This window comes from Ligilactobacillus sp. ESL1201 (assembly GCF_058503265.1).
Genome location: NZ_CP196362.1, coordinates 1,151,276 through 1,172,056 on the forward strand (window position 1 = coordinate 1,151,276; position 20,781 = coordinate 1,172,056).

Annotated in this window: 27 protein-coding genes and 1 riboswitch; of the genes, 1 reads left to right on the top strand and 26 read right to left on the bottom strand. The window is 46.5% G+C overall.

What is annotated here, in order from left to right; all coding sequences use genetic code 11:
- Nucleotide 1: 1 nt before the first annotated feature.
- The 16 genes from ACSYSK_RS05810 to cobD are packed head-to-tail and all read right to left on the bottom strand — an operon-like array spanning nt 2 to nt 13,575.
- Nucleotides 2-331, bottom strand: coding sequence for an energy-coupling factor ABC transporter substrate-binding protein (locus ACSYSK_RS05810; protein WP_491714213.1), 330 nt, complete (start codon nt 329-331; stop codon nt 2-4).
- On the bottom strand, nt 328-1,068 hold the full coding sequence (locus ACSYSK_RS05815) for an energy-coupling factor ABC transporter permease (protein ID WP_491714214.1): 741 nt from the start codon (nt 1,066-1,068) through the stop codon (nt 328-330). Before ACSYSK_RS05815 ends, ACSYSK_RS05810 begins: the two co-directional genes overlap by 4 nt.
- Nucleotides 1,055-1,780, bottom strand: a complete 726-nt coding sequence (locus ACSYSK_RS05820; RefSeq protein ID WP_491714215.1) for a cobalt-factor II C(20)-methyltransferase — start codon at nt 1,778-1,780, stop codon at nt 1,055-1,057. Before ACSYSK_RS05820 ends, ACSYSK_RS05815 begins: the two co-directional genes overlap by 14 nt.
- Nucleotides 1,774-2,559, bottom strand: a complete 786-nt coding sequence (locus ACSYSK_RS05825; protein ID WP_491714216.1) for a sirohydrochlorin cobaltochelatase — start codon at nt 2,557-2,559, stop codon at nt 1,774-1,776. Before ACSYSK_RS05825 ends, ACSYSK_RS05820 begins: the two co-directional genes overlap by 7 nt.
- Entirely contained in the window at nt 2,531-3,934 is a 1,404-nt protein-coding gene (gene cobA / locus ACSYSK_RS05830) for a uroporphyrinogen-III C-methyltransferase (protein WP_491714217.1), read from the bottom strand. The genes ACSYSK_RS05825 and cobA overlap by 29 nt, the downstream gene beginning before the upstream one ends.
- The gene (gene cobK / locus ACSYSK_RS05835) at nt 3,931-4,686 is read right to left on the bottom strand and encodes a precorrin-6A reductase (protein ID WP_491714218.1); all 756 of its coding nucleotides are present in this window, start codon (nt 4,684-4,686) and stop codon (nt 3,931-3,933) included. Before cobK ends, cobA begins: the two co-directional genes overlap by 4 nt.
- Nucleotides 4,683-5,411, bottom strand: coding sequence for a precorrin-3B C(17)-methyltransferase (gene cobJ, locus ACSYSK_RS05840; protein WP_491714219.1), 729 nt, complete (start codon nt 5,409-5,411; stop codon nt 4,683-4,685). The genes cobK and cobJ overlap by 4 nt, the downstream gene beginning before the upstream one ends.
- A gap of 6 nt (nt 5,412-5,417) precedes the next feature.
- Nucleotides 5,418-6,464: a cobalt-precorrin 5A hydrolase gene (locus ACSYSK_RS05845; protein WP_491714220.1), complete on the bottom strand. Its 1,047-nt coding sequence runs from the start codon at nt 6,462-6,464 to the stop codon at nt 5,418-5,420.
- The gene (locus tag ACSYSK_RS05850) at nt 6,457-7,224 is read right to left on the bottom strand and encodes a cobalt-precorrin-4 methyltransferase (protein WP_491714221.1); all 768 of its coding nucleotides are present in this window, start codon (nt 7,222-7,224) and stop codon (nt 6,457-6,459) included. Before ACSYSK_RS05850 ends, ACSYSK_RS05845 begins: the two co-directional genes overlap by 8 nt.
- Nucleotides 7,221-7,787 (bottom strand): decarboxylating cobalt-precorrin-6B (C(15))-methyltransferase, encoded by a 567-nt coding sequence (locus ACSYSK_RS05855; RefSeq protein WP_491714222.1) that lies wholly within the window; start codon nt 7,785-7,787, stop codon nt 7,221-7,223. The genes ACSYSK_RS05850 and ACSYSK_RS05855 overlap by 4 nt, the downstream gene beginning before the upstream one ends.
- The gene (locus ACSYSK_RS05860) at nt 7,780-8,379 is read right to left on the bottom strand and encodes a cobalt-precorrin-7 (C(5))-methyltransferase (RefSeq protein WP_491714223.1); all 600 of its coding nucleotides are present in this window, start codon (nt 8,377-8,379) and stop codon (nt 7,780-7,782) included. Before ACSYSK_RS05860 ends, ACSYSK_RS05855 begins: the two co-directional genes overlap by 8 nt.
- Nucleotides 8,376-9,503 (bottom strand): cobalt-precorrin-5B (C(1))-methyltransferase CbiD, encoded by a 1,128-nt coding sequence (cbiD, locus tag ACSYSK_RS05865; protein ID WP_491714224.1) that lies wholly within the window; start codon nt 9,501-9,503, stop codon nt 8,376-8,378. Before cbiD ends, ACSYSK_RS05860 begins: the two co-directional genes overlap by 4 nt.
- A gap of 6 nt (nt 9,504-9,509) precedes the next feature.
- The gene (locus ACSYSK_RS05870; RefSeq protein ID WP_491714225.1) at nt 9,510-10,160 is read right to left on the bottom strand and encodes a cobalt-precorrin-8 methylmutase; all 651 of its coding nucleotides are present in this window, start codon (nt 10,158-10,160) and stop codon (nt 9,510-9,512) included.
- A gap of 4 nt (nt 10,161-10,164) precedes the next feature.
- Nucleotides 10,165-11,127, bottom strand: a complete 963-nt coding sequence (cbiB, locus tag ACSYSK_RS05875; protein WP_491714226.1) for an adenosylcobinamide-phosphate synthase CbiB — start codon at nt 11,125-11,127, stop codon at nt 10,165-10,167.
- Between the two features lies 1 nt (nt 11,128).
- Entirely contained in the window at nt 11,129-12,487 is a 1,359-nt protein-coding gene (locus ACSYSK_RS05880; RefSeq protein ID WP_491715870.1) for a cobyrinic acid a,c-diamide synthase CobB, read from the bottom strand.
- A 14-nt stretch (nt 12,488-12,501) separates the two neighbouring features.
- On the bottom strand, nt 12,502-13,575 hold the full coding sequence (gene cobD / locus ACSYSK_RS05885) for a threonine-phosphate decarboxylase CobD (protein WP_491714227.1): 1,074 nt from the start codon (nt 13,573-13,575) through the stop codon (nt 12,502-12,504).
- A 142-nt stretch (nt 13,576-13,717) separates the two neighbouring features.
- Between cobD and ACSYSK_RS05890 the strand changes: the two genes are divergently transcribed.
- Nucleotides 13,718-14,281, top strand: coding sequence for a cob(I)yrinic acid a,c-diamide adenosyltransferase (locus ACSYSK_RS05890; protein WP_491714228.1), 564 nt, complete (start codon nt 13,718-13,720; stop codon nt 14,279-14,281).
- A gap of 51 nt (nt 14,282-14,332) precedes the next feature.
- Nucleotides 14,333-14,487: riboswitch (adenosylcobalamin (AdoCbl) riboswitch) on the bottom strand.
- 135 nt (nt 14,488-14,622) lie between these two features.
- Here the strand turns inward: ACSYSK_RS05890 and ACSYSK_RS05895 are convergent.
- From ACSYSK_RS05895 to infC, 10 genes are all read right to left on the bottom strand, one after another.
- The gene (locus ACSYSK_RS05895; RefSeq protein WP_491714229.1) at nt 14,623-15,771 is read right to left on the bottom strand and encodes a nucleotidyltransferase; all 1,149 of its coding nucleotides are present in this window, start codon (nt 15,769-15,771) and stop codon (nt 14,623-14,625) included.
- Nucleotides 15,772-15,790: 19 nt separating this feature from the next.
- Nucleotides 15,791-16,147, bottom strand: coding sequence for a ribosome silencing factor (gene rsfS / locus ACSYSK_RS05900; RefSeq protein WP_491714230.1), 357 nt, complete (start codon nt 16,145-16,147; stop codon nt 15,791-15,793).
- 12 nt (nt 16,148-16,159) lie between these two features.
- The gene (gene yqeK / locus ACSYSK_RS05905; protein WP_491714231.1) at nt 16,160-16,756 is read right to left on the bottom strand and encodes a bis(5'-nucleosyl)-tetraphosphatase (symmetrical) YqeK; all 597 of its coding nucleotides are present in this window, start codon (nt 16,754-16,756) and stop codon (nt 16,160-16,162) included.
- Nucleotides 16,749-17,333 carry a nicotinate-nucleotide adenylyltransferase gene (locus ACSYSK_RS05910; protein ID WP_491715871.1) on the bottom strand — a complete coding sequence of 195 codons (585 nt, stop codon included), beginning with the start codon at nt 17,331-17,333 and terminating at the stop codon, nt 16,749-16,751. The genes yqeK and ACSYSK_RS05910 overlap by 8 nt, the downstream gene beginning before the upstream one ends.
- A gap of 80 nt (nt 17,334-17,413) precedes the next feature.
- Nucleotides 17,414-17,722 (bottom strand): ribosome assembly RNA-binding protein YhbY, encoded by a 309-nt coding sequence (gene yhbY / locus ACSYSK_RS05915; RefSeq protein WP_491714232.1) that lies wholly within the window; start codon nt 17,720-17,722, stop codon nt 17,414-17,416.
- A gap of 17 nt (nt 17,723-17,739) precedes the next feature.
- Nucleotides 17,740-18,846 carry a ribosome biogenesis GTPase YqeH gene (gene yqeH / locus ACSYSK_RS05920; protein WP_491714233.1) on the bottom strand — a complete coding sequence of 369 codons (1,107 nt, stop codon included), beginning with the start codon at nt 18,844-18,846 and terminating at the stop codon, nt 17,740-17,742.
- Entirely contained in the window at nt 18,839-19,372 is a 534-nt protein-coding gene (locus tag ACSYSK_RS05925; RefSeq protein ID WP_491714234.1) for a YqeG family HAD IIIA-type phosphatase, read from the bottom strand. Before ACSYSK_RS05925 ends, yqeH begins: the two co-directional genes overlap by 8 nt.
- Nucleotides 19,373-19,514: 142 nt before the next feature.
- Nucleotides 19,515-19,874: a 50S ribosomal protein L20 gene (rplT, locus tag ACSYSK_RS05930; RefSeq protein ID WP_491714235.1), complete on the bottom strand. Its 360-nt coding sequence runs from the start codon at nt 19,872-19,874 to the stop codon at nt 19,515-19,517.
- A 65-nt stretch (nt 19,875-19,939) separates the two neighbouring features.
- The gene (gene rpmI, locus ACSYSK_RS05935) at nt 19,940-20,140 is read right to left on the bottom strand and encodes a 50S ribosomal protein L35 (protein WP_491714236.1); all 201 of its coding nucleotides are present in this window, start codon (nt 20,138-20,140) and stop codon (nt 19,940-19,942) included.
- A 29-nt stretch (nt 20,141-20,169) separates the two neighbouring features.
- Nucleotides 20,170-20,670 (bottom strand): translation initiation factor IF-3, encoded by a 501-nt coding sequence (infC, locus tag ACSYSK_RS05940; protein WP_491715872.1) that lies wholly within the window; start codon nt 20,668-20,670, stop codon nt 20,170-20,172.
- Nucleotides 20,671-20,781 lie beyond the last annotated feature (111 nt).

Genomic DNA, 20,781 nt, shown 5'->3' on the forward strand with positions numbered 1-20,781 from the left:
GCTACCTCCCATGCTTTTGGCGCGCATTTTGCTGCTGCTCGAATTCTTCTCTAGCTTTTTTCTTTCCCCGCGCATTACCAATAATATAAGCTATGACCCCCGTCCCCAAACTTCCCTGGACGGTGAACAGTAAGCTTTCTATTTCTGCGGAAGGCGGAGTCCATAACGGGTGTGCCCAGACCTTATAGTGAGGCGCATTTTTCCTGATCTGAGTTGTTCCCTGGTCGTCACTTCCGGTAAAAGAGTCATTTTTAGCCAAGAAAAACGGCACGATCAACAAAATTAAAACTAAAATGATCAGAATAATGTTTTGTTTAGTCTTTGATTTCATCGCAGATCCTGCTCCTCCCACAGATCATTACTAATGATCAGGTTATAAACGATCACGGTCAAAAAGCCCTCTGCAATTGCCAGTGGGATCTGAGTTACCGCATAGATCCCCAAAAACTTAATTACCGCTCCCATGACCCCTAAATTAGGATCCGGAAAAACAAACGCGAGCTGAAAAGAAGTCGTGACGTACGTGGAAAAATCGGCTAACACCGCACATAAAAAAAGAGCGACAGAGCGGTTGACCTTTAATAACCGGCATAGTTGATATACACCAAAACCGACCAACGGACCGACGATCGTCATGGAAAAACAATTAGCCCCTAACGTCGTTAAGCCCCCATGAGCCAACAATAACGCCTGAAATAGTAAAACGATCACGCCTAAAACTACCATCACTCCCGGGCCGAACATGACCGTCCCTAAGCCTACTCCCGTTGGATGCGAACTAGAGCCCGTTACCGAAGGCATTTTTAATGACGATAACACAAAAACGAAGGCGCCACACAGCGCGAGCATCACTTTCGCATTTTTTTGGCTGGAATTCACGATTTTTTGCATCCGGTACAAGCCGTAAATAAAAAACGGGGCGCTGACTACAAACCATAAAACACACCATTTAGGCGGCAACATTCCTTCCATAATATGCATCGCGTGCACCGGAGTAGGAAAAACCAGCCCGTAAAATAATGCTGCTCCCAGCAAAATTAGACTACTAGTAAACTTAACCTTTTTCATTTAACATCTCTTCTTTTAGTAACACTTTTCTCACCAACATCGTCGCAAAATACGGTAAGCTAATATCTGCTTTAATACGATCGGCGTGATAGGTTTGTTCTTCGGCCGTCGCAGAATTAGTAACGATCACCGCACGCTGCAATAAATTTCGCTGAGCCAACAGGCGATAAACTACGGGAAAATTAGCCGCGATCTTCATCAATACCACGTTATCGTTGTTGTCGAGTACCCGCCCGATCTTATCTTCACTAGCCGTCGCCGGCACGACCGCAAACGACTCGTCGTTTAACGCCAACGGCACAGAAATAGAAGACGCGATCTGTGAAAAAGAAGAAATGCCAGCGATGGTTTTAACCGGGATCTGAGAGCGGACTAATGCTAACAAATAGCTGTATGTACTATAGACCATCGGATCACCAATGGTAATGAATCCCGTCTTACGCCCCGCACTGACATCTGCAATGATCTCTTGTGCAATACTGTGCCACGCCGCACTTTTTTGCGTCCAGTCGGCCGTCATCGGAAACCGTCTTCTCTTGATCACCAAGTCCGGTGCAAAATACTCACTGGCAACGGCTTCGGCTAGACTTTTAGTTTTTTGCCGGGAATAAGGGGTATACAAAACGGCTAACTGCCGCAGCGTTTCAACGGCTGCGACCGTCAGTAATTTACTGTCACCGGGGCCGACCCCAATGCCATAAAAAGCTACCATTTCTGTTCCTCCTTCACGGCCTGGTGTAAGTGTTTTACGAAAAGTTCTTGAATAAAAGAAAATTCTCCTACTCCCGTTAAATGCGGGATGACCGCGATATTTTCTTTTTCCAACAGGGATTGCCACGAATTAGGGTCAGTTCCAGCCATATCGTGATGCGCGTGATTTCCCGCTACCACCATAAACGGGTAAAGATCCACCTTAGTAACGTGGTCTTGTTTTAACCGCGCAATTTCAAACCCAATGTCCGGGTAACTTTCGACGGCCCCCAGGTAATGCCTGGTGCCCATTAACATGTGATCCAAGCAGGCATAGGCGGTAAAAACGCTCGCGTCCGTTCCGTGTCCCATCAGCAGCGTCCCCGTATGAGCGGCTTGATTCCCGCCCAGCTGGCGTAAAAAGCCGACCACTTCTTCGTAATCCTGCGCTGTATTTAACAACGGGCGACCACAAACCAGGTGCTTGAATTGCCCGCGAAACTCGGCTGCTTGTGCCAAAAATTGGTGATATTCGATCCCGGGAATAATATACAACGGCTGGACGTACACCTCTTGATAACCCAACTGATAAATTTTTTGCAACACTTCTCTAGGCGTGTCCAGTGTCACGCCTTCTTTTTGTTTAACGCGTGAGATCACGACGTTAGAAGTATAGGCCTGAAAAATAACGGCAGTCGGGAAATTTCTTTGCATTGCGCTTGCCAGCATGTTGCCGGTTTGTTTGCGTTTTTCCTTGTAGGTCGAACCAAAACTAACTAGTAAAAGAGCGGTCTTGTTCACTTAAATTCTCCTCCATTTGAGCCACGATCTGTTCCACCGTCGTTCCCACTTCGATCACGTTTTCAAACTTTAGCTGGCGACAGCGCGTAGCAACTGCTGCCGTCGTCACAAAAGCTTTTGTTTGCAATAATTGCTCATCGTTACAACTAGCAACTAATTCGTTTAACTCAGCTATACTAGTAAGCACCACTGCGTGAAAACGACCGATTGCCAACTGTTTTTCGGTATAGTGACGGTGAATTACTTTTAGCGCCGGATAAGGCAATCCTGCTGCCGCAACCGTTTGATCAGAACCCAACACAAATACCGGCTCCCGGTACTGGTACGAGTCGTTGCCAAAAACGGTAGCTAAAATTCCTTTGCGCCGCAATTTATCACTTATTGAGCGCGTCCAAGCAACGACTTGCCAGTTAGCCAGCACGCGTAAGTCTTGGCCAGCAGCCAGCAGTTTGGTAACTAAAAAATCAAACGCGGCCATTTCCGTTACTATTAGCGTGCCCGCTTGTTGCCAATCGGGTAATACCACGGGCAATTCTTGCAGCTGATCGTTGCCCCAAAATTCGACCGCCGCTCCCTGATCTTGCAACCTCTCGCATAGCCGTGAATCGATTTGTGCCGGTAATAAAAGGTGACGGCCGGCGAGGGGCAAGTTGACCGCCACCTCTTTAGCTACACCCACGACTTCACCCACGACGATCACGGCGGGTGAACCGATCTGGTTTTGTTGCACGACGTCAACAATACGAGCTAAATCAGCAGTCACACTTTGTTGCTGCCACTGAGTTGCCCACTGAACTACTGCGATCGGGGTAGTGGGAGACTTACCGTTAGCGATCAAATTAGTCACGATATTGCTTAATTCTCCCATCCCCATCAAAAAAATCAGGGTTCCTTCTTGCGCAGCGATATTTGCCCAGTTTAGCTTTTGTTCATTGAGTTGCTTATGTCCCGTGATCACGTGAAAACTAGAAGCATAGTCTCTGTGAGTAACGGGGATCCCAACCGCTGCTGGCCCCGCTAAGGCACTCGTGATCCCAGGAATGATCTCATAGGAAATTTGTTTGGCCTTTAAAAATTGAGCTTCTTCACCACCCCTGCCAAAAACAAACGGATCGCCGGCTTTAAGACGCACGACATTTTTACCGGCAGCGGCTAATTTGACCAGTAACTCGTTGATCTGACTTTGGTTGTACTTATGACGCTGGGGCAACTTACCGACGTTGATTTTTTCGCAACTGACTAACGACAAAACGGCGGGATTTACCAAATGATCATAAACGACCACGTCGGCTTCTTCTAACCTTTTTTTAGCTAGTAACGTGAGCAACCGCAGATCACCGGGACCAGCTCCTACCAAAGAAACACGACCATTCATTTTAACACCTCCGTTATCTTATCCCCTAAGGCCGGCAAACTCGTGACCATTACGGGATAATTGATTTGCGGGCGCTGAATTACAACACAGGGGATCGCTAACTGCTCGCAAGCGGCAATTTTTTCCCAAACGCCTCCCCGGCTGCCACTTTCCTTAGTAACGACGACTGCAGCCTGGGCCTTTTTAAAAAGTTCCACGTTTAGTTGGGTGCTAAATGGCCCCTGCAACGCATCGATCTGAGCGGCCGTAAAGCCCAATTTTTCGATGGCTTCTAAGGCTAACACCCGGGGCAGTATCCGAATGTGCAACCGCCTGACCCCTAACTGCTCCACGTAAGCCGCGGCGGTCTTACTGCCGGTGGACAAATAAATCGTTCCCTTTTGCCGTTGTAAAACAACACAAGCTTCGGTAAGATCAGTTACTAATCTTAAGTTCGGCGACTCTGTCAAATCGCTTGTCCTTTCGTAGCGGATGTAAGCGACGTGGCTACGTTGTGCCACCGTGATCGCGGTGGTCGAGATCACCCGCGCAAAGGGATGAGTAGCATCGATTATCAAGTTAATTTGGTGAACACCAATAAATTCTGTCAACGAGTCGGCGGTAAAATTCCGTTGTAAGACCACTTGGGCGTGCGGCGCGGCTAACTGGGCACCATACGTGGTAGTTACCGTCAGCACAAATTCTATTTGTCGTTGGCTTAATGCCGTTGCAATTTGCAGGCTTTCACTCGTTCCTCCTAACAACAAGATCATATTTGGTAACCCCTGGGCGTGACCATTTTTCCCTGAGAGGTCAGATAAGTATTCTTGTTACCGATGATGACGATCGTTCTCATGTCTACTTTTTCGACGTCCAAATCCGCGATCGTCGTGATCTCATCTACCTCATTTTTCCGCGCAACGTTCTTGCTTAGCCCCACAACCGTACTAGCGGGTTTATATTTAAGGATAATGTCTAACGCCATCCTTAAATTATCGGGCCTACTTTGGCTACGCGGATTATACAGACAAATTACGAAATCAGCCTGAGCCGCCGCTGCCAGCCGCCGTTGGATCACCTCCCACGGAGTCATCAGATCACTAAGGCTGATGTGGCAAAAATCGTTCATGAGCGGAGCCCCCAAATTGGCTGCCGCCCCGATACTTGCGGTAATTCCCGGTAACACCTGAATATCCACTTTTTTCTCGTATTTAGCGGCCATTTCTAACACTAAACCAGCCATGCCGTAAATACCTGCGTCTCCGCTGGAAACGAGGGCCACGTTTTTTCCACTAGCCGCTATTTCTAACGCTTGTTGGGCCCTTTTTTTCTCACCGCGCATTCCCGTTACGACTACCTCTTTTTGCCCGATCATATCCGTGATCAAGTCAATATAAGTCTGATAGCCAACGATCGTATCCGCTTGACCAATAGCACTCACGGCCTCTTGGGTCATCAAATTCTTTGCTCCCGGCCCTAGCCCGATAATATAAAGCATCAAAAATCATTCCTTTCTACTTGCTGCCAATGTCATTTCGTTAGCACTAAAACTGGCAGTAAACGTCCTTGAGCCCGTAGCTTGGTGCGCCGCAGCCTGGGCAACATTTCCCACCCCGACCGTTTTTAACACAAAATCAGACTGCTGATAATGAGTCGCAGTTGCTTGTAACTGAGCGGCCGTAAAAAATCTCAGTGGGATCCCCAAAACGGCCGCTAAATAATGGAGCGCATTTTCATGTCGTTTAACTTCCAGCGAATCGATTTCGTAAAATGAACGCCATAACAAGTGATTAGTGTGGCAAAACTGACTAAAAGCTTCCTGCGCCATTTGGTATGTAACTGCTTTTCTAGCACCGATCCCCAACGCGTTTAGGCGCGGCACTACCTGTAAACAATTTTTTTCTTTACGGTAATGATCTTTGTCCGAAATTATTACCAAAGGGATGTCCGGATTTCTCCGCTCAACGGCCGAAATTTCAGTGAAGCCCCGCAAATTACCCGTCCTGTCAGTAAAATTAGGATCCACGTAAATTTCTACGGGGTCGTGTGCGGCCAAACGAGAGTTGTATAGTTTGGTATTATATTTAAAATCGGGGTACCAACCAGCAAAACGCGGCGCCAGCATGTCTAAGCTCTGAACGTTTTCAGTGTCGGTAGCAGTCGTGATCACCGGATCCGCTCCTAAGAGCCGAGCCACTTGTTGAGTCCACTCATTAGCCCCACCAACGTGACCGGATAACAAGCTGATCACGTGCTGGCCTTTTTCGTCGATCACTAAAACTGCAGGGTCGACCGTCTTGTCTTGAATAACGCTAGCGATCGTCCTGACTACGATCCCTGTCGCCATGATGCAGATCACACAATCATAGGTACTAAATAGGTGTTGACACGTTACCTTAAATTGTCCCTGAGCAAAAGTATTTTCCCCGCTCTCGCCGTATTTTGCGGGAACACAAACGCTGCACTCTAGTTGCTGACCGATTTTGCTAGCCAACTGACTGCCAATGCGGGTCAACGCAAGCACAACAACTCGTTTTTCATCCTTACTCATCCGCACTGCCCTTGCGGTAAGCGTGAGTAAACGACGCATCATATAAGTTAGAATAGGCGTACCGGTCACCTAAAAACTGCCCGACTAAGATCAACGCCGTTTTAACAATCTTTTCTTTCTTAGTCTGATCAGCAATATCGGCTAAAGTGCCCCGCACGACTTTTTCATCGGGCCACGTCGCCTTGTACACCACAGCGGCCGGCGTTGCTAGCGGATAGCCACCGGCGACTAATTCACGAACTACGTTAGTAATATTTTGCGTGGACAAAAATATCACCATCGACGTTTGGTGCGCAGCTAATGCTTTTAACGACTCACCGGCAGGAACGGGCGTTTTCCCGGCCATCCGCGTAATGATCACGCTTTGAGCCACTTCGGGTACCGTATATTCGACACCTAACTGAGAAGCCGCGCCCAAAAAAGAGCTTACCCCGGGAATACATTCGAAGTCGATCTTTCTTTTCTTCAACTCTTCGATCTGTTCGCGAATCGAACCGTAGATCGAAAAATCACCAGTCTGCAAGCGCACGACGTTTTTATGTTGTTCGACGCCAGTTGCCATCACGTCGATGATCTTTTCCAAAGTCAACGGTGCACTATCGTATTTTTGCACGTCTTCCTTGCAATACGAAAGCAACTCTAAATTGATCAGCGACCCCGTGTACACGACGATATCAGCCTGAGCTAAGCGGCGATACCCCTTTAAAGTGATCAATTCTTTATCACCGGGACCGGCGCCAACAAAACTAACAAGTGTCATTTTTCATCATCCTTTCTTGCACTGATAATATAAGTCGGATTTTGTGGTTTAAAATAATGCCCCTTACCTAATTGCTTTCTTTGCCCCACCGCGACTTTTACCATTTCAAGTTCTGTTACTTTTTGTTTTTCTAACTCGGAAAATGCTTGCAGTGCATTTTCGTAGAGAATAAAATTTAAGACTAGCGTACCAGCCGGACACAAATGTTCACTGGCAAACTTAATAATTTCGGTTAATTTCCCCCCGCTTCCTCCTACAAAGATCGCATCGTACATACGAGCGGGAATTTGACTAGGGGCATTGCCTGAGATCAATTCAATATTACCGCTCCCAAACTGATCCATGTTTTGGCGCATGATCGCCTGTGCCTCTTCTTTTTTCTCAATTGCCGTCACCTGTAACTGCGGAAAAGTCAACGCTGCTTCTAGGCTAATACTTCCAGTCCCGGCACCAATATCTAATAGACTTTTTTTGGTACTCAACTCCAATTTATTAAGGCTGATCGCCCGCACCTCTGCTTTGGTCATTGGAACTTGATTTCGTAAAAAAAGAGCATCACGCATTTTTAATGATCACCACATTCATCTGATATTGTCTGTTACTTACGGTTTTTTCCGTTTCCCGACTGATTTTTTCGTCGGGATAACTTAAATTTTCACCAATGTATATTTGCCTGTGCTGGCCTCTTTTGCTAATTTCTTGCGCAATCTCGTAGGGACCAAGCTTGTCATCGGTCATCATCGCGATCAACGGGTGTTGCAAGACAAAATCAAAATCAGGGAGCTTACCGTGACTACTAGTTAGATACGCCCCATTTGCCGGCAAAGCCAGGCGGTTAAAAAAGTACTGCAACGAACTGATCCCCGGAATGATCTTGACGCGCGCACTGGTAAATTTTTGCACCAACCAATTGCCGATCCCGTAAAGCAGCGGGTCTCCCGAAGCGAGAACGACGATTTTTTTACTTAAATTCTCCCTTAAATAACGCTCTAATGCGGTTAATTTAGGCAAAACCTGCGCTTTATTTTTAATTTCTGGAAAGCAAGCAAGCTGGCGCTTAGAACCAATTACTACTTCTGCTTCTTGCAAATATTGCTGGTGTTGCATGAGCAACAATCTTCTGTCACCCGGTCCGATCCCTAATACGGTTATCATCGCCACTGCGCCTCAATTTCTGCCTGCGGTTTAGTAGCGGCTAAAAAACCCGTTTGGTTGGAAAAAATGACCGCCTCGATCTCAACGTGCGGTTTTTTATGTGCCAAAAATTTGGTTGCCCTTTTTTTGATCTTGTCTGCGATCTGCTGGTAAACACCCTCGTAGCCGGCGGCGTTGATCAGCGGTAACATTGCTAACGTGGTCGAACACTCGCTGATCTTGCGCAGTAATTCTACCGGCGCCCCCATCAAAGCGAGGTTAGCCACCATGATCTCCACCCGCGCATCGGCGTCCTTACTGTGCGTGGCAAAGATCCCAGCCGCAACTTTGATCAACTTACCAATATCTCCTACCATTAGCACGCGCTTAAAACCTAGCCGCTGAACTTCCTTTAAGACGTAACCCACAAAATTACTCATCTGAACCTGTTTAGTAACCGGGATCTTGAGTTCTTTTTTGGCAAAGTCTTCGCCATACTGTCCGGGAGTTAAAACGATTTGATCTTCACCATTCTTGCGGTGAATGTTGAGCTCGATCGAAATCGAATTTTTCCATGATTCCGCAGACATCGGGGTCACGATCCCACTAGTTCCTAAAATAGAAATTCCACCGACGATGCCCAGTTTGGGGTTGTACGTCAGTTTAGCGACCCGCTGGCCCTCGGGAGCGGAGATGATAATATCAGCACCACGCCTTGGTCCCAAAACTGCTCTGACTGCTTTTTTGATCACCTTTCTAGGGACCGGATTAATCGCCGCCGTTCCCGGTCGGTTAGCTAATCCTTCCTTAGTGACCCGCCCGATCCCCGGACCACCGTCTAAATTTAATTCGTGATCGGCACGTAAAGTAACGGTCACATAAATCAACATCCCGTCCGTTGCGTCCTGATCGTCGCCCCCATCTTTAACGACCGCGGTTTTAGCCCAGTCGGCTGCAAACTCACAGGAAGCCACTTTAAAATCTACCTGCTGCCCGTTAGCCGCGAGCACCGTTACTTCAGTTTGCGTCTGCTGCGTTAAAATTGCTTTAGCCGCCGCCACCGCCGCTGCCGTGGCCGTCGTTCCGGTAGTAAAGCCCTTTCTTAACTTACGCCCGTTATAATAGACAAAATCATCTACGACCATTTTCACCTACTCCTCAATAATTTTAGTTAAAAGTGCATTCACTATTGCAGCCGCTAAATTACTGCCCCCCTTCCTTCCTAAAGCAACGATCGCGGGGATCTCGCTGTGAAATAAATCATCCTTACTTTCGCTGGCTTCGACAAATCCGACCGGCACCCCGATCACAGCCGTCGGCGCCAAAGTGCCCTGGCGAGTCATCTCCAAGATCTTATACAGCGCAGTTGGAGCATTACCGACAACAAATAACTTATCACCCGGGATCTTAGCAGCCATTTCGATTGCCGCCATCGACCTGGTGATCTGTTTTTGCTTCGCCAGCTTAAACGTCTCTTCGTCGGCAATATAACAATGATAATTACAGCCCAAGCGTTTGAGTTTGCGCTTATTGATCCCCGCCAAAGCCATAGTAGTATCCGTAAAAACATTGCCGCCTTGAGCCAACACTTTTTTTGCTTTTTCCAGTGCATTATGCGTGAAGTGCAACGTCGTTAAATAATCAAAATCGGCGGTGGTATGAATGGCACGTTTAACGACCGCTTCTTCTAACTCCGAGCTAAACTGATGCTCAGGAGCAATGGTATCAATTTCAGCTTGGATCAACGCAAAACTCTTACCCGTAATTTTATTAGGATCGGTAATATAATTTCCACCTGACATTACTTCAACCTCCAGCTAATTCATAAACTAAACGTAAACCTACAAATACCAGCAGGCCTATAACTGCCGCTACGTACAACATCTTGATCGTTTCTGTGATCGCCCCGACATCAGCGGTCCTGTTAGCAACGCCGATATAGGGCTTAGGCACTAATTTACCAAAATAATAATGGGGACCACCTAAGCGTAAACCTAAAGCACCGGCAACTACCGCTTCGGCTAGTCCACTGTTAGGGCTCAGGTGGTGGTGCCGGTCATGGTAGCCGACTTGAACGGCCAGCTTAACGTCATACCCCAAACAACAGGTCGCCACTAACAAAAACACCCAAGTCAAACGTGCCGGCAGATAATTGAACAAGTCATCCATTTTAGCAGAAAACCAACCAATGTCTTTAAATTCAGCGTTGCGGTAACCGACCATCGAATCCAGCGTATTGACTGCTTTATACGCAATTCCTAGTGCCGGTCCACCGATCATCAAATATAATAACGGTGCGATCACGCCATCGCTGGTATTTTCCGCAATGGTTTCGATCGTAGCCTGACAAACCTCCGGCGCCGTAAGTTCCGTAGTATCCCGACCGACGATCATCCCCACTTGCTGGCGCGCCTGCGGCAAATTTTGCTGGTTCAAACTCCGCATAATTTTGCGGCTTTCAACGGCTAGACCTTTAACGGACAAGCAGGTATAACACAGGTACGTGCCGAGAATAAATTGTAACCACCGGCTACCTGCAGTTGCCCACAACAACACCGCAGTTATCCCCCAGCTGCTCAAAACAACTAACAGCCACATCTCGACTCCCAATATTTTCCTAGTCGTTGCGCTAAATTGGCGCCGATTAAAGAGTTTAGTTAAAAACGCTATTATTTTCCCCATGAATTTCACCGGGTGCGGCCAGCCCGCGGGGTCTCCTAATAAAAGGTCTAACCCAAAGCCCAAAACCACCATGCTCACGATCATCATCTTACCGCGCCCCTAAACTTGTGAGAAAATGCTGGAAAAACGACCGACTTTGGTAAAAATGAACGTGTAAATAACAAGCATATGTTTTTTTCAGTTGGTAACCTCCCTGCCAGTGATCGACGACTTGTCCGTCCCTAGTTTTAGTAAAGTCCAACACCGGCTGTAGCTGATCATCGTCAGGCACAAAAACGGAATGGTGGAACTCGTGGCCAACAAGCACGTCACCGGGACCACCGACTAATGTCTCCTGACGTGCGACGGCCTGACAGTAACCAAACTTCTTTAAACTTGGAGTCATTTGACTAGTACCAGCAAAAACGCCGACCATCGGGTAACTCTGATCGTCTAGTAATAACCGCTGTCCCAAATACATTAACCCGCCACATTCCGCGTAAATCGGTTTACCTGCCGCAAAAAACTGGTAAATTTCTTCTTTCATCGTTTGGTTGGCGGCGAGTTGACTGGCAAATTCTTCCGGGTAACCACCACCGAGATACAAAGCGTCAACTGACGGTAAGTGGTGGTCGCGCAGCGGACTAAAGTAGGTGATCGTCACTCCGGATTCTGCCAATAATTTTAAGTTATCATCGTAATAAAAATTAAAGGCCTCATCGTAAGCGATCCCCAATTTTAACGTGACTTGGGGAACCCAAAAATGATCAGCGCTGACTGGTGCTACCGGCGTAGCTAACTTAACTATCTGTGCTAGGTCGATATTTTTTCTGACTAGATCACCGATCTGTTCGATCTTGCTGATGACCTGAGAAATTTCGGCCGCCGGAACTAAGCCTAACTGACGGGAGGGTAACGCAATTTCTCGTTGGTACGGTAAGTATCCCAGTACCCGCACTCCAACGTAGCGTTCAAGTGCCCCTTTGATCAAACGGTAATGGTTTTTACCATGGACCGCATTAACGATCACCCCGACGATTTGCACCTGACGATCAAATTCTATAAAACCCTTGACCAGTGCAGCTACCGAAGTCGATGCCGATTTACCATCGACCACCAAAATCACCGGCAAATCAAGCTTCTTGGCAATGCTGGCGGTCGAATACGCGTCCTTATCGGTCCCTACGCCGTCATATAATCCCATTACTCCTTCGACTATTCCTAGATCAACGTCAGCCGTATCTTTAGCGAACAGGTATGCAAGGGTGGCGTCATCCGGAACCAAAAAACTGTCAATATTACGCGATTTTCTGCCCGTGATCTGGGAATGAAACTTAATGTCTACGTAATCGGGACCGACTTTATAGGCCTGAAGCGCAAAGTCGGCACTCAACGCACTCAAAAGTCCTAAAGTAACGGTCGTTTTGCCGGAGCCACTGCTAGGTGCGGCGAGCAAGATCTTCTTCATCATGGTCATCTCTTTTACATTTCAATTTGCCTTAGTGCAGCTATCAACTGCTCGTTTTCCGCATGCGAACGCACGGCTACGCGGTAATAGTCGGCGCCTAAACCCACGTAATCCGCACAAGCACGGATCATGATCCCTTGTTGCCATAATTTTTCCCGTAAATTAGCGACCCGACTTCTCAATAAGTAATAATTCGTTGCGGACTCGTAAACAGTTAAGTATGGGAGCTGAGCTAACTTTTCGGATAGGTACTGCTTTTCTCGTACCAACCATTCGTAGGTTTTATTTATGTATTCTTCTTCTTCGTACATGTGGACACCAACTGTCGCCGCCAGTGTGTTGACCGTCCAAGGATCAGCATCCCTTACTAACTTTTCTTGTAATGCCTGGTCTTTGGTGATTGCAAAACCAAGTCTTAGTCCGGGGAGCGCAAAAAATTTAGTTGCCGAACGAATGATGATCACGGGTGACTCAGTCGTTAACTGCCTAATAGCACTCAGCCGATCGCGTTTTACAAAATCCATAAAAGCTTCATCTAAAATTAAGTGCAGGTTTTGTCTGCGACAATATGCAACCAAAGGCGCTAATTGGGTAGGAGAAATAACTTGTCCCGTCGGATTATTAGGGTTGCAAATACAAAGCAGATCGATTCTTGGGTGTTTTTTTAAATATGTCAAAACCGCGGCAACATCAACTTGAAATTGATTTTCAGGAGATAAATAGTAATGGTCAACTCGTGTCCCTGCCCGCTTTAATGAACGCTCATATTCACCAAACGTGGGAGCCAATACCAACGCGTTTCGCGCTTTTAATGCCAGCGCGACCTCAAATATCAACTGAATCGCCCCGTTACCCACAAAAATGTCTTTGACGTCAACTTGAAAGTGGTTACTCAGCGCCGTTTTTAATTCGAGGTAGCGCGGATCCGGGTAATAAATAACATTCGTTAAAGCAGCCACTAATCGCTGATGCAATCCCGTAGCTAAGCCGAGTGGGTTGATGTTGGCACTAAAGTCGAGCAATTCAGCGCAATCTTTCCCTAAAAGCTGCGCAACTTTTTTTCTGTTACCTCCATGAACAATTTTCATCTTTATTCTCCTATCAGTAACTACAGTCAAACTCAGCGGTACCGTGACAGCCAGCCATGTTAAATAATAAACAAAGTTTAAAATTCACAAGCAAAAAGTGTATAATGACAGGTAAAATCAGCTAAGTTAGGAGAGATTACCAATGAAAATATATACTAAAACCGGTGATCACGGCACTACTCGTATTATCGGTAACCAGCAATTAGCTAAAGACGACCCCCGCATAGAAGCATACGGAACGATCGATGAACTAAATTCCTGCGTCGGCTTTGCCCTTTCACAAATCACGACTGCCACCCAAGAATTACACCCGGAGTTAGAAGAAATTCAGCAGCTGCTTTTTGACGTCGGTCACGATTTGGCAACTCCTGCGGACCTTCCTCAGGCTAAATTTATCTTTGATCCTAACGCCACAACTTGGTTAGAAAAACGGATCGACGCACACATGCAACAGGTACCAGCTGTCAAAAAATTCATTTTACCTGGGGGAAGCAGTTTAGCCGCCAGCTTACACCTCGCCCGCACCGTTACTAGGAGAGCCGAGCGCCGCATCATCACCCTCCAAAAACAGGCCCAGCTTAATTCCGCCGCCGTCATTTTTATTAATCGTTTATCGGATTACTTTTTTGCCGCCGCTCGTTACGCCAACTTTTTAAGCGGGCAAGACGACATCCTTTACCGTAACAGCCGCGATATTTTCAAGTAATTCTTCCCATCTTGCAAACTCACTATTAATAACTTGTCGCTTAATTAACAAGAAAACCATTCCACCTTGACCACGAGATAGAATGATACTGCCGGTAACACTTTACTAAAAAGACCTGACTTATAACAAAATTTGTTAATCACAGTGGCGGGACCGTACCAGATTTACACTGGTTTCCATTTAGAAAGCGGTTTATTTAATTTAACAAATGAATTGTAGCACAATCAAAATTAGAAGTCTACTTAATTTAAATTAACCAAATTAAGCAAACTTCTAATTTTAATCTAAAAAAAGATTTCCCACTTAACCAGTACCCGGGAAATCTGTTTGTTATTCTAATTTTATTCGACCATCAGTGGCCGGCGTTTCAAGTCCTGTTCGCGCCCGTTTTTTAACTGGTAAATTTTACCAGCACGGTAATCGGCGCGGTATTCCTTTTTGTGATCGGCTTGCGTGATTTTAGCGTACAAAATACCGGGAAAATCTTTTTTGATCGTATTTAAATACTGGCGCCCCCGCGAGTTAAATCCTAATAAGTGTAAGTACGGGTGTTTCGTGAATTCCTGCACTTCAGTCGTTTGCAGGTTCAATAAAATGGCGGTCGCCAAGCGGGTCAGTCTGGTATAAGTAAAGCGTTTGGATTTAACTGCTTTGAGCCAGGTAGTAAAATCCGCTTGCGGTCCTAGGCGCTGCGCTTTTTCCTGCAACCGGTATTCAATGCCTTCCGCCATCCCGTAAATTTGCTGTAAGTGAGAAATACTTTGCGTCAGTAATTCGTATTGTAGTAACGGCCAAAAATCATCCCACGTTAGCGTAGGCCCACAACACAAATCATGATAAACATCTTCAGTCACGTACGGACGCACGTCTGGAGCGTGAGCCATAAAATGCTGTCTGATCGCGGTCGCACTAGCGATATTAGCGCCTACGGGCAAGTTTTGCTGGTGATAGCCGGCTGCTACCCGCTGAATTGGCAGCAACTGTAATGGCGCACCCAATTTGAGGTTGGCTTTAGCGTAGGCCAGGCCCAACAGATCGTTAGGAGCACTGATACTATGACCAACTTTAGCCGTGACCGCATCTTGAAACGTTTTGGCATAAGCCTCACTGTAACGGTGAAAATCGCCGTGCAAGTCAACTACTTGGCGGGCCAATGCCATGAAATCATACTGACCGTGTTCGGCACCAAAAGCCACGGCGTCAACTCGTAACGCGACTAAAGCACTGATCGCACCCAAAGCAAAACGATCGGCCGGTTGAATACACGTTAGTACCGGCAATTCCACCACCAAGTCGACCCCATTGTTCAGCGCCTGACGGGCACGGACCCATTTATCCACAAAAGCCGGTTCCCCGCGCTGTAAAAAATTGCCACTCATTACGGCGACGATCACGGCATCTTGCTGGTACTTTTTGATCTGGACGAGTTGGTAAAGATGACCGTGATGAAACGGATTGTACTCAGCGACCACCCCAATTGCTCTTAGCATTGAACGTTCCTTCCGTTAACTACTGACCCAACCACTGTGTTAGTTCGACGGCTGGAGCAGCGGACCACAGTTTTTCCAAATTATAAAACTGTCTGGTCTCCGTTTGGAAAACATGAACGACCACATCGCCCAAGTCTAACAAGATCCACTGCGCGTTTTGTTTTCCCTCAACGTCACGCACTTCGGCTCCCGCCATTTGTGCTTTTTCCTTAATATTTTCGGCGATCGCAGCCACCTGCCGTTTAGACCCTGCTTGCATGATCACGAAATAATCAGCTAATAAACTAACCTGCTCGACGTCAAGCGCCGTAATTTCTTCTGCCCTTTTACTATCAGCGGCCTTGACCACAATTTCTAATAGTTTTTTACTATCCATTCGCTCACTCCTTTATTGTCCTACGACCCACGCGTTATACGTTGCGAGCGCTTGGGGATAAATAGCTTGGTTATTACTCATCAGGTATTGCAAAGTGTGTTTCGTTTCAAACGCTACCGCCGCAGCTAAATCACTAGCGGCTAACTGACGGGCAAACGTTACGTCCGGGAAATTACGCCCTTCTTCGATAAAATCCGCCACGTAAACGATCTGTTCCAACTTGGTCATTTCCGGCGCACCGATCGTATGCTTTACGATAGCACTTAAAATTGCCGGATCCGTGATCTGCAACTCTTTTTTGACGATCCGAGCCCCAACTACTCCGTGCCAAATAAAATTGCCCCAGTGCAACAGATCTGGGTCCATTTTTTCTGCCTTAATGATCTGGGTGAACTCCGCTGCACTACGTTCCTTAGCGTAATCATGCGTTAACGCGGCGATACTTGCCTGCTGTAAATCCACGTCGTTAGCCCGTGCTAGTTTAACAGCGACTTTTTCGACTCCTAGGATATGCACAAAGCGGTGTTCACTCACACTCTGACGCACGGCTGCCACCAACTGATCGCGGGAGCCGGGATAAAAACGGCCATCGTATTCGATCTCAGTCATGATACAAATTCTCCTTTTTAATGTAATCTGCAACGGCGTCGGGGACTAAATAACGAATGGAGCAATCCTGCGCCACCTTTTTTCTGATCAAAGTCGAACTGATCTCGATCCTGGGAACGTCGACCCAAAGCAATGGGTATTGGCTCGTAGTCGGATAGCCCAAACGTTTGACCCCAACAAACTTGACTATTTTAACTAACTCATCGATGCGGTACCACTTAGGCAAATACGCCACCATATCCCCGCCAATGATAAAATAATACTCCACGTCGGGATGTTTAAGGCGCAATTCTTTGACGGTATCATAGGTGTAACTGACACCGCCACGGTCGATCTCAGTAGTGTCCATAGCAAAACAATCATTGCCTGCGATCGCTAGTTCAACCATTTTAACGCGGTCCTTAGCCGCGATCGCCCCTTTAGCGTCAACGTGAGGGGGTAAATTATCCGGTAAAAAAAGGACCTGATCTAAATCCAACTGGCTTAGCACCTGTTGTGCCACTACTAAATGACCGTTATGCACAGGATTGAAGGTCCCACCTAATAAACCGACTCGCCGGTGCGGGTTATTCGTCATAGTCTGTGTTACGGGTTTTTCTTGCAGCGTGGTCACTGTTTGGCTCACAGCTTTCACCTCTAATATTATCTATTGGCCATTTAACTTAACTGGGCCACTTTAGTAGAAAGTACCCGGTTTTGCAGTTTCTCAGCTTGTTTGTACAACACCAAGATATGTCCGATCTGCTGAATCACTTGGATCTTGCTGTTTTCAGTAATAAAAGCACTAACTTCGTTGACGGACACCGGTGCATTTTGCAAAATATTGATCTTGATCAGTTCTCGTTTTTCGAGCGCTTCTGCGACAGCATCCAGCCAGCTTGCAGCTAATCCTTCCTTACCTACCTGTAACAGCGGACGCAAACTGTGTGCTTGACTTCTTAAATAACGCCGTTGTTTTCCTTTCATCACTACATACTCCTTTATTAAATCATCGCTTTTCTGACGGTCACGGCTACCCCCTTGGGCGCCCAACCTGCGACGCGGGAACCAGCAGGCACACTGACCCACCCTAAACCAGCAAATACCAAATCGCTTTTCTGCGTGATCTTAAATTCAAAACGTTCAAATGGTGGTAATTCGTCCTTATTAACTGGCGGTTGTAATAACTCACCTTGATGCTTAGCCAAAAGTACGGCACTGTTGCTCGTTTTAGTTCGGTGAATTTTCAAATTACCAGACAGGTAAACTACCACACCGTTGCGCGCTGCCGGTCCTGCTAGGTAATCAAACTGCGCTAAGCCCGCCAAAAATAACGTCTGGCCAGCAGCCAGCTGATAAACTTTAGGCTTCAATTCTTTGGTCGGTAACACCTGTGCCAATTCTTTAGCGGTCAGGTAGTGCGTTATTTGCTGGGCGTGAATAATTCCCGGCGTATCGACTAAAACCTGACCGTCAGCCAAAGGAAATTCGATTTTATCCAGCGTAGTCCCTGGAAAACGCGACGTCGTAATAACGTCTTGTTCCCCCGTACTCTGTGCTAGGATCTGGTTGAGTAACGTTGATTTGCCTACATTAGTCACCCCGACCAAATAAACGTCGCGTCCCTGGCGCAACTGATCGATCTTAGCCAATAATTCCGTCACGCGTCCTTTTTTAGCACTGGTCAAAAATACCTGATCAGGACGTAAGCCGACCGCATTGGCTTGTTGGCGCAGCCATTCTTTTAACTTGGAGCGTTTGACCTCCCGCGGAAGCAAGTCTTCTTTATTGCCGACCAGCAAAAACGGATTGTTACCGATAAAATGTTGCAACCCGGAGATCAACGAACCGCTCAGGTCAAACAAGTCGACTAAATTAACCACCAAGGCGTCAGTTTGCCCAATCTGATTTAAAATCGCTAAAAACTGGTCATCGTTTAAGGCAACCGGTGCAATTTCATTGTAATGCCGCAAGCGAAAACAGCGTTGACAGTAAAACTTGCCCGTCGCTTCTCCCTTTTCAAACGCGGCTGGCGGAATATAGCCTTTTTGATCCTTAGCAGTTGTTTGAATCCGGGTACCACACCCGATACAATACAGTTCTTCATTCATCTAACGAATGCCCCCAAGTCGTTTTTAACTGTCCTTTTTTGATCATCTTTTTTTTGAGTAGTCCTTCTATTTTACGGTTGATCCGGGTATTCCACGCATCGGTTTGCACCAGTGGTTTGACCAAAACACTATTCACGTGGGCAAAATTAGCCGCCGCCACGTCGGTCAACAACTGATCGCCTACAAAAATAATCTGGTGGGCCGCCACGTGATACCGCCGTTTTGCCCGTTCGATCCCCCAACCTAGCGGCTTAAGCGCGCGCGCAATAAAAGGCAAGCGCAAATTTTGCAGCGCTCGTTGGGCCCTTTTGCGACTATTATTGGTAACTACGACTACTGCGATCTGTTCTTTTTCCATGACTGCCAGCCAGCGATGTAATTGAGGCGTACCGTCGGGATTATTCCACGCGATCAACGTATTATCCAGGTCGGTTAAGATCAGCTTAACTCCTCGTTTTTTGACTTCACTAGGAGTTAAATTATAAATCGATTCTAACATCCAAGTTGGCCTAAAATTTACAAACATTGTCTCTCCTAAGGTCTTAGTTTTCTATATTTTATTAGCGGATATTTCAATCTACTTTAACAAAAATAACCATAGTAAGCAAAAAACGGAACTGAAGCAAAACCAGGTTTTGTCAGTCCCGCACTATTTAAAAAACCATTAATTACTTAGCTAAAGCTTTTTTAGCAGTTTCAACGACTGCCGTGAATGCTGCTGGATCGCTAATTGCCAAGTCAGCTAACATTTTACGGTTAACGTCAACTTGAGCTAGTTTCAAGCCGTGCATTAATTTGCTGTAGCTGATATCATTCATTCGGGCCGCAGCATTGATCCGTGCGATCCATAATTTACGGTAATTTGATTTGTTCTTGCGCCGATCACGAAAAGCATACTGATAAGATTTCATGACCTGTTGTTTTGCTACCTTAAACTGAATATGCTTAGAACCACGATAGCCCTTCGCTAATTTAATCATTTTTTTACGCCGTTGACGCGTAACTGTGCCGCCTTTAACACGTGCCATTTAAAATTCCTCCTTATTATCGTTCAAACGAAACCTAAAACCAATGAATTGCTTCACCGCGATGACTACTTCATCTGTGAAAGCATTTGTTTGATGCGCTTCATATCAGAAGCCGAAACCATCGATGGCTTAGCTAATTGACGCCGCTGTTTTTTAGTTTTTCCGTGAAAACGATGGGATGTGTACGCGTTAGCACGCTTTAAACCACCATTAGCTGTTTTCTTGAAACGTTTAACAGATGCACGATGTGTTTTTTGTTTTGGCATAATACAGTTTCCTCCTACATAATACTCAATTATTTATTGACTACTGGGGCCAGCATCAAAAACATGCTACGCCCGTCCATCTTCGGCCGAGATTCCACCACAGCCACTTCTTTAGTAGCTAGTGCAAACTTGTTTAAAACATCACGCCCAATGTCTTTATGCGTGATCGCCCGGCCCCTAAAACGAATCGAAACCTTGACCTTATCGCCCTTTTGTAAAAATTTCTGGGCGTGTTTGACCTTGGTATTAAAATCATTGGTATCGATCGTCGGACTCAAACGAACCTCTTTGACATTGATCACCCGTTGTTTCTTACGGGCTTCACGCTGCTTTTTTTGTAATTCAAACCGGTACTTGCCGTAATCCATGATCTTAGCTACCGGCGGCTTAGCCTTAGGCGCTACTAAAACTAAATCCAAATCGGACTGCTGTGCTAAACTCAAAGCTTCTCTTTTAGACTTAACGCCTAGTTGTTTACCATCAGCACTGATCAAACGGACTTCCCGTGCTCGAATTCCTTCATTAACGATCCTATCCACTGCTATAGCAATTCCACCTCCGCTACTTCGTTAGCACCAACTAAAAAAGTGAGTGTCAACTACCGACACCCACTTAATTTCTTATCTTCTGAAATCGTTATG